Origin of the sequence: Paenarthrobacter sp. 2TAF44 (assembly GCF_052114885.1) — a bacterium.
Lineage (GTDB): Bacteria > Actinomycetota > Actinomycetes > Actinomycetales > Micrococcaceae > Arthrobacter.
Window position 1 is genome coordinate 17,665 of record NZ_JBFRFP010000001.1, and the last position, 13,840, is coordinate 31,504.

The 13,840-nt window shown below is 61.4% G+C and carries 10 protein-coding genes; 4 read left to right on the forward strand and 6 right to left on the reverse strand.

The features are described from left to right. Positions 1-61: 61 nt before the first annotated feature. From uvrC to AB4Z15_RS00110, 6 genes are all read right to left on the reverse strand, one after another. Positions 62-2,083, reverse strand: a complete 2,022-nt coding sequence (gene uvrC, locus AB4Z15_RS00085) for an excinuclease ABC subunit UvrC (RefSeq protein ID WP_442015901.1) — start codon at positions 2,081-2,083, stop codon at positions 62-64. A gap of 43 nt (positions 2,084-2,126) precedes the next feature. Continuing rightward, entirely contained in the window at positions 2,127-2,795 is a 669-nt protein-coding gene (locus AB4Z15_RS00090) for a lysophospholipid acyltransferase family protein (protein WP_442015481.1), read from the reverse strand. Next, the gene (locus AB4Z15_RS00095) at positions 2,782-3,498 is read right to left on the reverse strand and encodes an HAD hydrolase-like protein (RefSeq protein WP_442015482.1); all 717 of its coding nucleotides are present in this window, start codon (positions 3,496-3,498) and stop codon (positions 2,782-2,784) included. Before AB4Z15_RS00095 ends, AB4Z15_RS00090 begins: the two co-directional genes overlap by 14 nt. A 111-nt stretch (positions 3,499-3,609) precedes the next feature. After that, a complete protein-coding gene (gene uvrA / locus AB4Z15_RS00100) occupies positions 3,610-6,537 on the reverse strand; it encodes an excinuclease ABC subunit UvrA (protein WP_442015483.1) in 2,928 nt (975 codons plus the stop codon). A gap of 65 nt (positions 6,538-6,602) precedes the next feature. Beyond that, the gene (locus AB4Z15_RS00105; RefSeq protein ID WP_442015902.1) at positions 6,603-6,983 is read right to left on the reverse strand and encodes a GntR family transcriptional regulator; all 381 of its coding nucleotides are present in this window, start codon (positions 6,981-6,983) and stop codon (positions 6,603-6,605) included. 157 nt (positions 6,984-7,140) lie between these two features. Beyond that, on the reverse strand, positions 7,141-7,920 hold the full coding sequence (locus tag AB4Z15_RS00110; RefSeq protein WP_442015484.1) for a trans-aconitate 2-methyltransferase: 780 nt from the start codon (positions 7,918-7,920) through the stop codon (positions 7,141-7,143). A 70-nt stretch (positions 7,921-7,990) separates the two neighbouring features. Here AB4Z15_RS00110 and AB4Z15_RS00115 point away from each other — a divergent pair, with 70 nt between their 5' ends. From AB4Z15_RS00115 to AB4Z15_RS00130, 4 genes are read left to right on the forward strand one after another with little or no spacing between them, the layout of a single operon-like run. Then, on the forward strand, positions 7,991-10,525 hold the full coding sequence (locus AB4Z15_RS00115; protein ID WP_442015485.1) for a DEAD/DEAH box helicase: 2,535 nt from the start codon (positions 7,991-7,993) through the stop codon (positions 10,523-10,525). Positions 10,526-10,547: 22 nt separating this feature from the next. Continuing rightward, positions 10,548-11,930, forward strand: a complete 1,383-nt coding sequence (locus tag AB4Z15_RS00120; RefSeq protein ID WP_442015486.1) for a CoA transferase — start codon at positions 10,548-10,550, stop codon at positions 11,928-11,930. 45 nt (positions 11,931-11,975) lie between these two features. After that, a complete protein-coding gene (locus AB4Z15_RS00125) occupies positions 11,976-12,488 on the forward strand; it encodes a GNAT family N-acetyltransferase (protein WP_442015487.1) in 513 nt (170 codons plus the stop codon). Further along, positions 12,481-13,830: an alpha/beta fold hydrolase gene (locus tag AB4Z15_RS00130; RefSeq protein ID WP_442015488.1), complete on the forward strand. Its 1,350-nt coding sequence runs from the start codon at positions 12,481-12,483 to the stop codon at positions 13,828-13,830. The genes AB4Z15_RS00125 and AB4Z15_RS00130 overlap by 8 nt, the downstream gene beginning before the upstream one ends. The last annotated feature ends 10 nt before the right edge of the window (positions 13,831-13,840 follow it).

Consider the following 13,840-nt stretch of genomic DNA (forward strand, 5'->3'; position numbering starts at 1 on the left):
GGTTGTTACAGCCTGACCGGTGGCATCGCAATCGCGGCCACCGGTCAAGTTCTTACCCTAGCTAAGATTCGAGGATTTCGCCGGTCGTCATGTTCACGGCGGGAGCGGCTTCACCTGCGTCTTCGCTCGAACCCAGATGCTGCACGACCGCAGCTGCCAACGCTGGACCGATGCCCTTGGCAGAGGTAAGTTCCTCCATACTGGCCGCCCGGATCTTCTTGAGGGAACCAAAATGCGCCACCAAGGCCTTGCGTTTGGCCTCTCCCAAGCCCGGAACGCCGTCCAGGGCAGAGACCGTCATTGCCTTGCCGCGCTTTTGCCGGTGGAAAGTGATGGCGAAGCGGTGGGCTTCATCGCGGATGCGCTGGAGCAGGTACAAGCCCTGCGACGTCCGGGGAAGGATCACCGGAAAATCGCTGTTGGGGAGCCAGACCTCTTCAAGGCGCTTTGCCAGGCCAACCACGTAGACGTCGTCGATGCCCAACTCAGCCAAAGCACGCGCTGCAGCATTGACCTGCGGCTGCCCGCCGTCCACCACCACCAGGTTGGGCGGGTACGCGAACTTGGCCTTTGGGGCCGGCATGGTGGGGTCCGACGGCGGCGCTTCAGTTCCCTTGGCAGCTGCGGCGGTGCCCGCACGGGTCGGGTTGATGATTTCGCCGGAGACGGGCACCTGGGCGGCCTTGTCCGTGAGGTAGTGGCGGAAGCGGCGCGTGAGGACGTCATGCATGGCGGCCGTATCGTCCGCTGCCGCAGCTCCCGTGATGGAGAACTTGCGGTAATCGGACTTCTTGGGCAAGCCGTCTTCGACCACCACCATGGACGCCACCACGTTGGTTCCCTGAACGTGCGAGATATCGAAGCATTCGATCCGAAGCAGCGGAACTGGAAGCTCCAGGGCCTCCTGAAGCTCCTGAAGGGCCAGCGAGCGGACGGTGATATCCCCGGCGCGGCGGGTCTTGTGCAGCTTCAGCGCCTGCTCGGCATTCTCCCGGACCGTGGACATGAGCGCAGCCTTGTCACCTCGCTGGGGCACGCGGATATCCACCTTTGCCCCGCGGAGCCCGCCCAGCCATTCACTCAGCTCGGCATGGTTGCTCGGATTTTCCGGAATCAGCACTTCCCGCGGGATGCGGCCCTGGACCTCGCTGTCCTCCCCATAGACCTGCTGCAGCAAGTGCTCGATGAGTTCCGGCGTCGTGGCGTCTTCGACTTTCTCCACCACCCAGCCGCGCTGTCCGCGGACCCGGCCGCCGCGGACGTGGAACACCTGCACGGAGGCCTCAAGCTCGTCTTCATGCAGCGCGAAGACGTCGGCGTCCGTATCCTCCGCGAGGACTACGGCGTTGCGTTCGAAGACCTTGCGCAGAGCGATGATGTCGTCCCTGAGCCGTGCGGCGCGCTCGTAGTCCAGTTCGGCGACAGCGGCCGCCATATCTTTTTCAAGCCGGTTGATGAAGCGCTTGGCTTCCCCACCCATGAAGGCGCAGAAGTCCTCCGCAAGTTGACGGTGTTGCTCAGGCGTCACGCGGCCGACGCAGGGTGCCGCGCATTTGTCGATGTAGCCCAGAAGGCAGGGGCGCCCACTGGCTTGCGCCCGCTTGAGGACACCTGCGCTGCAACTGCGGACCGGGAACACGCGAAGAAGGGTGTCCATGGTCTCCCGGATGGCGCCAGCCGTGTAGGGGCCAAAATACCTGGTGCCCTTTTTGCGTTCGCCACGCATGACCTGCACCCTGGGGTACTTCTCCCCCATGGTGACGGCCAGGTAGGGATAAGTCTTGTCGTCCCGGAAGACAACGTTGAAACGAGGCTTGAATTCCTTGATCCAGGTGTATTCCAGCTGTAGCGACTCCAACTCGCTGCCCACAACGGTCCACTCCACGCTGCTCGCGGCATGGACCATGGCGTGGGTCTTGGGTAGAAGCCCGGAGGGGTTGGCAAAGTAGGAATTCAGCCTGGAACGGAGGTTCTTGGCCTTGCCCACGTAGATGACCCGGCCGTGGGGGTCGCGGAAACGGTAGACGCCCGGGGTGGTGGGAATTTCACCCGTCTGGGGCCGGTAACTTGCTGGATTTGCCACCATTCCAGTCTAGTGAACTGGACCGACAGCCAGCGCCAGGCGCTCAGTCCACCGATTTGCTTTGGTTATAGCTTGTGGACCGTTCCTGACCGCTGAGGGCAGCGATGGCATCCATAATCTTGTCCGTCACCTGGCGGCGTGCAGGCAGGGAATGGTCCGGGCCCGTCTTGTCGAAGTACAGCGGCTCGCCAACCTTCATGGTGAAGTGCTGGGGGCGAACGGCGTTCTTGTCCGCCGGCTGCAGTTTCTCCGTGCCTATCAGCCCCACAGGAATCACAGGTGCGCCCGTGGTGAGTGCCAACCAACCGACGCCGGTCCGGCCGCGATACAGGATGCCGTCGCGGGACCGGGTACCCTCCGGGTAGATTCCAATGCCCTTCCCGGACTCCAGGATGTCCAGCAGGGTCTTCAGCGCCTGCACACTCGCTGCCTGTTCACCGCGTTCCACCGGGATGGAACCGACAGCTTCGAAGAAGGACTTCATCACAGCGCCCTTAACGCCTTTGGTGGTGAAATACTCCGCCTTGGCGAAGAACGCCACTGGACGAGGCATGAGCGCCTGGACAATCACGCTGTCCAGGAAGGAGAGATGGTTCGGCGCCACGATGAACGGGCCTTCTTTGGGCACGTTCTCCAGTCCGATGACCGTGGGCCGGCACGTGGTGGAGATCAGTCCACGCGTAGTCCAGCGGATCGCATCAAAGACTGCCATCGTTTTGTACCTCGCTCAGGGCCGCCGCGCGGACAGCATCAAGTTCTTCAATTTTGGTTCGCAACTCAAGGGCGGTGCCGACCACGGCGACCGCACCGGCTTCCTCCAGCTCGCCGTCCGAGGCGAAGCCCCAACGTACACCAATGCAATCCAGGCCGTTGGCCATTGCTCCGGCCACGTCCTGGTGCCGGTCTCCCACCATCACAGCAGGCTGGGAGTGGAGATCCGCCAAGGCTGCGCCAACAATCTCGATCTTGCCGGACGCGGAATTGGCCGCCAGCGATTCGTCGTCTGCAGCTCCCCTAATGGACACAAAGAAATCCGCAATACCGTGATGCTCAAGGACAATCCGGGCAATACCTTGGGGCTTCTGGGTTGCAACTGCGACGGCCCGCCCTGTTTCGGCAAAGAATTCAAGGAGGTCGAAGAGTCCCGGATACAACTTGCTCTGGCCAATACCGGTTTCCCTGTAATGCTGCCGGTAACGGGAAATGGTTTCATCGACCAATTCCGCCGGGACATTCGCTAAATGCAGGAGTGCATCGCTGAGCTTGGGGCCAACCATGGCGTTCAGCACGGCCTGTTCCGGAACGGGGAGGCCCATTTCGCGCAGGGCCGCGGATATTCCTCCTGTGATACCGCCGGCTGGATCGACAAGGGTGCCGTCCAGATCGAAAATTACGGGCACCGTTGTTTGAGTCACCGGGTTAGTTTCTCACGAGTAGCGGCATGCCTGAAACTCGCATGCCGCTACCGGAATACTTCTGCCGTGCTGAGGATATTCTTTAGGTGTCCGGTGAGGCAGTCCGGACAGTTAGCGCAGAATTTCCGCAAGGAACGTTGCGGTGTGGCTGTCAGTGGACTTGGCTACCTGCTCAGGGGTACCCGTTGCGACGATCTTTCCTCCACCTGAACCGCCGTTCGGCCCGAGGTCCACAATCCAGTCCGCGGACTTGATGACGTCCAGGTTGTGCTCAATGGTGATCACGGTGTTGCCTTTATCCACCAGTCCCTGGAGGACCATGAGCAGCTTCCGGATGTCCTCAAAGTGCAGGCCGGTAGTGGGTTCGTCCAGAACATAAATGCTGCGGCCGTTGGACCTCTTCTGGAGTTCTGCGGCCAACTTCACACGTTGCGCTTCTCCACCGGACAGGGTTGTAGCTGGCTGGCCCAGCCTGACATAGCCCAGTCCTACGTCCACCAAGGTGTTCAGATGCCGTGCGATGGGAGTGAAGGCAGCAAAGAATTCAGCGCCTTCCTCGATAGGCATGTTAAGGACATCGGCAATGGTCTTTCCCTTGTAATGCACTTCAAGGGTTTCACGGTTGTAACGGGCGCCGTGGCACACCTCACAGGGAACGTAGACGTCAGGCAGGAAGTTCATTTCGATCTTCAATGTGCCATCGCCGGAGCATGCTTCGCAGCGGCCGCCCTTGACGTTGAACGAGAAGCGGCCGGGCTGGTAACCGCGGACCTTTGCTTCGGTAGTTTCAGCAAACAGTTTCCGGATGTTGTCGAAGACGCCTGTGTACGTTGCCGGGTTGGAGCGCGGTGTGCGTCCGATGGGGCTCTGGTCAACGTGGACCACCTTGTCCAGGTGCTCCAATCCATTCACGCTCCTGTGCCGCCCGGCAACCTGCTTGGCGCCGTTGAGCTTGTTGGCGAGGACCTTATAAAGGATTTCGTTCACGAGCGTGGATTTGCCGGAGCCGCTGACACCCGTCACTGCCGTAAAGAGGCCCAGGGGGAATGTGGCATCCACATTGTCCAAGTTGTTTTCCCTGGCACCGATGACCTTGAGCTCACGCTTTTTGTCGTACTTGCGGCGCTTGGCCGGGATGTCGATCTTTCGGCGGCCGGACAGATAGTCGCCAGTCAAGGACTCCTTGTTTTCCAGGAGCTCCTTGTAAGTACCGGAATGTACAACCTGTCCGCCGTGCTCGCCGGCGCCAGGTCCAATATCAACCACCCAGTCCGCTTCATGGATGGTGTCCTCGTCATGCTCCACCACGATCAGGGTGTTGCCGAGATCCCGAAGGCGGGTCAGTGTCTCGATCAAGCGGCGGTTATCGCGCTGGTGAAGGCCGATGGAGGGCTCGTCCAGGACGTAGAGGACTCCCACGAGGCCGGACCCAATTTGGGTAGCAAGGCGGATGCGCTGGGCTTCACCGCCGGACAAGGTCCCGGAAGGACGTTCCAGGTTCAGGTATTCAAGCCCTACGTCCAGAAGGAACGTCAGACGGGCCTGAATTTCCTTCAGAACCTGGTGGGCAATCTGCGCCTCGCGGTCTGTCAAGGTCAAGCTGCCCAGGAACGACGCGCAGTCACGCATGGGAAGCGCCGCTACTTCAGCGATTGACTTGCCATTAATCAACACCGACAACGAAGCAGGGTTGAGTCGCGCACCGTTGCACTCGGGGCAGGGAATCTGGCGCATGTACTCTTCGTACCTGTCCCGCGCCCAATCCGAGTCGGTTTCGCCGTGCTTGCGGTGTACGTATTGGATGGCACCCTCAAAGCCGGTGCTGTACTTGCGTTCCCGGCCAAACCGGTTCCGGTACTGGACCACAACCTTGTGATCCTTGCCGTGCAGCACGGTGTTCCGGACATCCTTGGGGAGCTTTTCCCACGAGGTGTCCATGGAGAAGCCGAGTTCATGGGCCAAGCCCTCCAGGAGACGGTTCCAGTACTCGGTGGTGGCAGTGCCCAGGGACCAAGGCGCGATGGCGCCCTGTGCCAGGGAAAGCTCGGGGTTGGGAACGATCAGTTCCTCATCCACTTCAAGCCTGGTTCCGATGCCACTGCAGGCTGAGCAGGCGCCGAAGGGGTTGTTGAACGAGAAAGAGCGAGGCTCGATTTCATCGATGGCCAGGGGGTGCTCGTTGGGGCATGCGAGGTTCTCGGAGAATGCACGGATACGTGCGGGGTCTCCGGCCTCAAGGTCCACGAACTCAATCAGAACCCGGCCTTCTGCCAAGCCCAGCGCAGTTTCAATGGAATCGGTAAGCCGCTGGCTGATGTCTTCCTTGACCACCAAGCGGTCCACTACCACTTCGATGGTGTGCTTGAACTGCTTGCCAAGCTTGGGCGGCTCGCTGAGCTGTACCAACTCGCCGTCCACGCGCGCGCGCGAATATCCCTTGGCGGTCAGTTCCTTGAACAGGTCCACGAACTCGCCCTTGCGCCCGCGAACTACGGGGGCCAGAACTTGGAAGCGTGTGCCCTTTTCCAGTTCCAGGAGCTGATCAACGATCTGCTGCGGGGTCTGCCGGGCGATGGGCTCGCCGCAAACAGGGCAGTGGGGACGGCCTACACGCGCCCAGAGAAGACGCATGTAATCGTAAATTTCGGTGATGGTGCCCACCGTGGAACGGGGGTTCTTGCTGGTGGACTTCTGATCGATCGACACTGCCGGGGACAGGCCCTCAATGAAGTCCACGTCCGGCTTGTCCACTTGGCCCAGGAACTGGCGGGCATAGGCGGACAACGATTCCACGTACCGCCGCTGTCCTTCGGCGAAGATCGTATCGAAGGCCAAGGAGGACTTGCCCGAACCCGAAAGGCCCGTGAACACGATCATCGCGTCCCTTGGGAGGTCCAGATCTACATTGCGCAGGTTGTGTTCACGTGCGCCCTTGACTACCAGCCGGGACAGGTCCGGCCTAGTGGGCTTGGTATCGGGAACGACGGCTACGCTCTTCAGGGCATCGATGGCTGCATCTTCAGCTAAGGCTTTGGGCACCTACCAATGCTAATCGAAAACTTCTTCGAATTTCCATGTCGTGCCTCACATGCTACTCATCGGTATCAATCAGCGTCATACGCGGCCGCAAGAAGCTGTACCGCTTCGGCGAATGAGGCGCCTTGGGCCCTAGCCGCAGCAGCATATTGGGCGGCAACCTCCGCAAGCGCGCCCCAGCGGTCATCCCGGGCACACACGATGGTGCCGTTGCGTCCCCGCGTAGCGACGACGCCCGCAGCCTCCAACTCCTTATAGGCCCGGGCCACTGTATGTGGGGCCACATCCAGCACGCCCGCAAGATTGCGCACCGGCGGGAGCTTGGCTCCCACTGCGAGGACCCCGGAGTCTGCGAGTTCGATGATGCGCAGTCTCAACTGCTCAAAAAGGGCAACTCCGCTGCTGGTGTTGGGGCGCCAGTTCCCGGGAAATCCGTCCATGGCAGTCATCGCGAACACCGGCCAGGTGCCGGGACCCATGCGGGCGTTTGCTGCTGAATGAAGCGTCCATGGTCCATGCCGAGAATTAGACCAGCGACGCGGAACGGGAACAAGCCACTGACGGCTGGAAACTTAATTGCTACGGCCGGCAACGGGTCGTGCGGCCTCACGTGTCCCTCCGGGCCACCGCAAAGATGCGGCGGAACGGGAACACTGTTCCGTGGCTTGTGGCCGGATAAGCCTTGCGCAGCAAAGCGGAGTATTCGTGCTCGAAGTCGGCGGCATCCTCGGGAGACAAGGCTGCGAGCACTGGCCGGAGTCCCGTCCCCCGCACCCATTCAAGGACCGGATCCTTGCCCGGTAGTACCTGCTGGTAGGTGGTTTCCCAAGCGTCAGCTGCGCATCCGGCGTCGAGCATGATCCCAAGATAGTCGGCGGGACTACCCACAACGCCATCATGCCGAAGAACGTCGCCAAGGCGGGAGGACCACTTGGATGACTCGGCGAGCTCCCTCATGAGCGTGTGCGAAGGGGATGTGAAATTTCCCGGCACCTGTAGGGCGAACCAGGCACCCGGCTTAAGTTCACTTAGCCACTGACCCAGCATGGCTTGGTGCCCGGGAACCCACTGGAGCGCGGCATTGGTTACTACGACGTCGGTCTCCTGGTCAGGCTGCCAACCAGCAATATCCGCCTGCTCGAATTCCAGGTTGGCGAATTTCCGGGCTTGTCCAGCTGCCTTCGTAAGCATCTCGCCAGAGGAATCGAGGCCGACGATGCGGGCATCAGGCCAGCGCACAGCCAGTGTGGCTGTGAGGTTACCGGGGCCGCATCCAAGATCCACCACTTTCCGCGGCGACTCAGCCTGAATCCTGGCCACGAGGTCATGGAACGGCCTGTCCCTATGATTGCCGAACTCCACATACTTGGATGGATCCCACCTCACATAAGCCTCCTTGCATTTGGCAGCAGCGCTGGGGCGAGCCTAAACCGTCCGGGCACTAAGCTGGAAACCAATGAAACTTCTTGAGCAGCTCCCTGGTTCCACTGCCTCCAACCCGTTGGGTCCGGACGAGATCTATACACGGTTCGTTGAATGGACAGAAGGCCGCGGCTTGCAGCTGTACGCCGCTCAGGACGAGGCCATCATGGAGCTCGCCTCCGGCGCCAACGTCATCCTGGCCACGCCCACGGGCTCGGGTAAATCACTGGTCGCCATTGCAGCACACTTCGAGGCCATGGCCCGTGGCCAACGCAGTTACTACACGGCTCCCATCAAGGCTTTGGTCTCGGAGAAGTTCTTCGCGCTCTGCGATATCTTCGGTGCCGAAAACGTTGGCATGATTACCGGTGACTCCGGCGTAAACCAGGATGCGCCGATTATTTGCTGCACCGCCGAGATCCTGGCCAATATTGCCCTCCGCGAGGGAGCTTCCGCGGAACTTGGCGCTGTGATCATGGATGAATTCCACTTCTACTCCGATCCCCAGCGCGGATGGGCCTGGCAGGTTCCCCTGCTTGAACTCCCCCAGGCCCAGTTCCTGCTCATGTCCGCGACGCTGGGCGACGTCAGCCGTTTCGAAGCCGGCCTCACTGAACTCACCGGCCGGTCCACCACAACCGTTAGCTCTGCGGAGCGACCGATTCCGCTGCATTACTACTATCACCTCACTCCGGTCCACGAGACCCTGGAAGAACTGCTCTCCACCAAGCAGGTCCCCGTCTACGTTGTGCACTTCAGCCAGGCAGAAGCGATCGAACGCGCCCAGAACCTGATGAGCATCAATATGTGCAGCCGGGATGAAAAGGACCGGATCGCAGAGCTCATCGCCGGCTTTCGGTTTGCCGCAGGCTTCGGAAAGACGCTCAACCGGTTGGTCCGCCATGGCATCGGTGTCCATCACGCCGGGATGTTGCCCAAGTACCGGCGTTTGGTGGAGCAACTCGCACAAGCCGGGCTCCTGAAGGTCATCTGCGGTACCGACACCCTGGGCGTGGGCATCAACGTTCCCATCCGTACGGTTCTGTTGACGGCGTTGAGCAAGTACGACGGCGTACGCACCAGATCGCTTAACTCGCGTGAGTTCCACCAGATTGCCGGCCGCGCCGGCCGCGCCGGGTATGACACCGCCGGTACCGTAGTGGTTCAGGCTCCTGACCACGTGGTGGAGAACACCAAAGCCATGGCCAAAGCCACCGCCAAATTTGGCGATGACCAGAAGAAACTGCGCCAAGTGGTCAAGAAAAAGCCTCCGGAAGGATTCGTTTCCTGGGGTGAGCCGACGTTCAAGCGCCTTGTGGAGTCCGTACCCGAGCCCTTGACTTCAAGTTTCACTGTCACCCACGCAATGCTGTTGAACCTCATGGAACGCCCCGGAGATCCTTTCCAGGCAACGCGGCGCTTGCTCAGCGAAAACCACGAGAACCGCGCGGCGCAGTTGAAACTCATGAAGAAGGCCTTGGGAATCTACCGCGAACTGCTGGCCGCGGGTGTGGTTGAACGCATTCCGGAGGATGAACAACAGTCCGAAGGCCGTTCTGTCCGCTTGACGGTCCACTTGCAGGCCAACTTCGCCCTTAACCAACCGCTTTCACCGTTTGCGCTTGCCGCGCTGGAACTGTTGGATCCAGAGTCGCCGTCGTATGCACTGGACGTTGTTTCGGTTATCGAGGCCACGTTGGAGAAACCGCGCCAGATTCTCTCTGCCCAGCAGAAGAAGGCCCGTGGCGAGGCAGTTGCCGCCATGAAGGCTGACGGCATCGAATATGAGCAGCGCATGGCCATGCTCGACGAAGTGACGTACCCGATGCCCTTGGCGGAGATTCTCGGCGAGGCCTTCGAGGTGTACCGAAAGGCTGCCCCATGGGTGGGCGACTTCGAGCTGGCGCCCAAATCCATCATCCGCGACATGTATGAACGCGCCATGAACTTCGGAGAGTTCGTGCAGTTCTACGGACTGGCCCGCTCCGAAGGCATCGTCCTGCGCTACTTGGCGGATGGATTCCGTGCTCTCAGGCAGACCGTGCCCCAGGACTTGTTGCGCGAGGACCTCGAGGACCTCATCGCCTGGCTGGGTGAACTTGTCCGGCAAGTGGACTCCAGCCTCCTTGATGAGTGGGAGGAGCTCACGTCAGGGCTTACGCCTACACCGCACGACGCTCCCCCGCCACCGCCACCGCTTTTGACCACGAACATCCGGGCTTTCCGGGTCATGGTCCGGAACGAAATGTTCCGCAGGGTGGAGCTCTTCGCGGACGAAGACTCTGCCGCGCTGGGTGAGCTGGACGCCGACGCCGGCTGGGACGCCGAACGCTGGGAAGAGGTTCTGGACGACTACTTCGATGAACACGATGACATCGGCACGGGCCCAGATGCCCGTGGACCCGGATTGCTTATCATCACCGAAGAACCCGGCACGTGGCGGGTCCGCCAGATCTTCGATGACCCCGCCGGAAATCACGACTGGGGCATCTCTGCCGATGTGGATCTCGCGGCTTCCGACGAGACAGGCACTGCTGTGGTTCGGGTGACGAACGTCAACCGACTCTAGTCAACCGGCTGAAGGAGGTCCCATGGAATCCGTCCCTGATCTCGGCAGTGGCTTGCGGGCGCTGGACGTCATGAGCACACAACCCACGGCGCCCTGGACCGGACCGCGACGATGGTGGGCAGTTACAGATGCCGTTCCTGCGCTTGACGTGGAAGGCCTGGCTTTGGGTGCGGTGCGGGCTGCAGCCATGGGGCTGAACGCGTTGACAGGAACGACGCACAGGTACTCGGTTGACGCCGGACCTACGGCGGCTGCGTTCGATTCCCTGGGGCACCTGCGGATAGGTGGCCAGAAACCTGAAGGGTTCGCTCCGTTGTCCGGCTTCCGGAAAACCGCTGATGGCTGGGTCCGCCTCCACGCCAACTATCCACACCACGCCGCCCGGCTCATGGAGGCGGTCTCGGCCAGCGAACCTGCCGATGTGGACCGCGCATTACTGGCCATGACGTCTTTGGAAGCCGAAGACCTTATTACTGGCAACAACGGCGTAGCTGCCGCCGTCCGCACCAGGGAAGAGTGGGCAGCCGCTCCTGTGTTTGAAGCGGCCAGTCAGGGGCCGTGGATCAGTTTCGGCCACCTTGCAGCAACCACGGAACCAAGCCGCCCGTCGTCGTGGGTTTCTTCCACGGATCCGGAACGCCCTTTGGCAGGTCTGAAAGTCCTGGACCTGACCCGCGTTATTGCCGGCCCCGTGGCAACCCGGCTCCTCGGAGCCCTGGGCGCCGACGTCCTCCGGATCGACCCTCCGCACCTTCCGGAGCTTACGGACGCTTTCATTGACTCAGGCTTTGACAAGCGCAGCGCCGAAGCAGACTTCCGGAATCCGGACGATCTGGCTGCTGTCATGGAACTTCTGGAGAGGGCAGACGTAGTGATCATGGGGTATCGCGACGGCGGGCTGGATCGCTTTGGATTAAGCACTGACGCGCTGCTGCTGCGCCGCCCGGACCTCGTGGTGGCTACCTTGAGTGCATGGGGCCACGGAGGTCCTTGGCAGGGGCGACGTGGCTTTGACAGTCTGGTCCAGGCAGCGTGCGGCATAGCTGACCGATATGGTCATGACGACGACGGCGGATGGCGGCCTGGCGCGCTACCGGTGCAGGCGCTGGATCATGCCACGGGCTATGGCCTTGCGGCGGCAGTGTTCGCTTTGCTGACCCAGCGACTGGCTACGGGACGTGGCGGAACGGCCCGGCTTTCGCTGGCCCGGACAGCGGAAGAGCTACTTCTCCTTCCGACGGGCATCGGGACTGACGTCGAACTGCCAGAGCCCGACTACCACGAGGTAGACAGCCCCTACGGCCGTCTCCGGTACGTCGGTCCACCCATCACGGTGGACGGTGTTCCCATTGCTTATCAAGAACCGCCTGTCACGTACGGTTCCTCCGCACGGCGTTGGCGGTAGGCGGCCGGCCCCTGGTAAAGCCCGGCCCCTAGTAAGCTCGGAAGCATGAGTGTAATCCGCCCTGCCACCGTTGAAGACGTTCCCACAATACTGCGCATGATCCACGATCTTGCGATCTACGAAAAGGAACCCGACGCCGTCAGGAATACCCCGGAGCTGCTGACCGAGGCACTGTTCGGAGAGAACCCGCGGGTGTACGCGAGCATGGCCAGTAATGCCGCTGGTACAGTGCAGGGCTTTGCCCTGTGGTTCCTGAATTACTCAACGTGGGAAGGTGTTCACGGCATTTACCTGGAAGACCTCTACGTCGTTCCGGACGCGCGTGGCGAGGGCCATGGCAAGTCGCTCCTTCAGCATCTGGCCGCGACCGCCGTCGAACGTGGCTATGCCCGGGTGGAATGGAGCGTCCTGGACTGGAACGAACCGTCCATCAAGTTCTACAAGAACCTTGGCGCCTTCCCCATGGAGGAGTGGTCCACGTTCAGGCTGACCGGCGAGGCGCTGGAAGCGTTCGGAGCAGCTGCCAGCACAAGCAACAAGGCTCTTGCCCATGGCTGAGACGCGAGCCTTGACCGACGCTCACCGTATCCGCGCCCGGCATGAATTCCGAGGCCTCCGAACCGCCGAGCACTACTTCACCGTCCCCCTGGACCATGGTTCGGCTAAATCCGTTACGGGCGACCAGGCGAGCGGCGAAACGATCACCGTGTTCGCACGGGAGTATTCCTCCACCGATCACTCAGAGGAGGAGGCCGCCAAACTTCCATGGTTGCTGTTCCTCCAAGGTGGACCTGGCGGGCGCGGGAACCGCGTCACTTCCCTTTCAGGGTGGATGAAGGCGGCGGCCAAGGATTTTCGGATCCTGATGCTGGACCAGCGTGGCACGGGCCTCTCCACACCTGTGGAGCGACAGTCATTGGCGCTCCGCGGTGACGTCGCAGCCCAGGCTGACTACCTGACGCACTTCCGGGCTGATTCAATCGTGGCCGACGCCGAGTTCATTCGGCATGCCTTGGATTCCGGGCCATGGTCAGTGTTGGGCCAGAGCTTTGGTGGATTCTGCGCGTTGACTTATTTGTCGTTTGCCCCGAAAGGGCTGCGGGAGGTCCTCATCACGGGAGGACTTGCTCCCCTGCATGGCCCGGCCGAGCGCGTGTACCGTGCCACATTCCGGCGGGTGGCGGAGCGGAACGCGGAGTACTTCGCCTGGTATCCGGAAGACCGCGAAACTGTCACCAGGATCGTCCGCCACCTAGAACAGCATGAGGAATTCCTGGCCAGCAGAGAACGACTGTCGCCCGAGCGGTTCCAGATGGTGGGGTCATTCCTCGGCGGCAACACCCGGGTGGACTCCCTGCACTACCTCCTGGAGGACGCTTTCATCGAAACACCTTTGGGTGAACGACTGTCGGAGGTGTTCCTCGAGCAAGTGCGTAGCCTCGTGAGCCGCGCAGGGAACCCCTTGTACGCGGTACTCCATGAATCGATCTACGGGCAGGGCGAGGCCACGGATTGGGCAGCGTGGCGCGTGCTGGAAGAATTCCCCGAGTTCAAGCCGGGAGCGGAGGCCCCCCTGCTCACGGGAGAAATGGTCTACCCCTGGTACTTCGAACAGGATCCGGCGCTGATCCCGCTCCACGACGTAGCCGCCTCGCTGGCTGCCAAGTCGGATTGGTGTCCCCTATATGACCACCAGCAGTTGGCGGTTAACAAGGTTCCAGTGGCAGCGGCCGTCTACAAGGACGACATTTACGTAGACCATGACCTCTCAATGGAAACCGCCGCGGCAGTCCGTGGGCTTCAAACCTGGGTGACGGACGACTTCCACCATGACGGCATCGGGGAAGACGGCGAAGGCATCTTTGGGCGGCTTTTCGGGCTGGTGCGGGGTTCCCGCTGAGGCCGCATCT

Bases quoted from the DNA above. Each gene is read 5' to 3' on its own strand.
- AB4Z15_RS00130 (WP_442015488.1), top strand. From the start codon at position 12,481: ATGGCTGAGACGCGAGCCTTGACCGACGCTCACCGTATCCGCGCCCGG.
- AB4Z15_RS00090 (WP_442015481.1), bottom strand. From the start codon at position 2,795: ATGGCAGTCTTTGATGCGATCCGCTGGACTACGCGTGGACTGATCTCC.
- AB4Z15_RS00125 (WP_442015487.1), top strand. From the start codon at position 11,976: ATGAGTGTAATCCGCCCTGCCACCGTTGAAGACGTTCCCACAATACTG.
- AB4Z15_RS00120 (WP_442015486.1), top strand. From the start codon at position 10,548: ATGGAATCCGTCCCTGATCTCGGCAGTGGCTTGCGGGCGCTGGACGTC.
- AB4Z15_RS00115 (WP_442015485.1), top strand. From the start codon at position 7,991: ATGAAACTTCTTGAGCAGCTCCCTGGTTCCACTGCCTCCAACCCGTTG.
- AB4Z15_RS00105 (WP_442015902.1), bottom strand. From the start codon at position 6,983: ATGACTGCCATGGACGGATTTCCCGGGAACTGGCGCCCCAACACCAGC.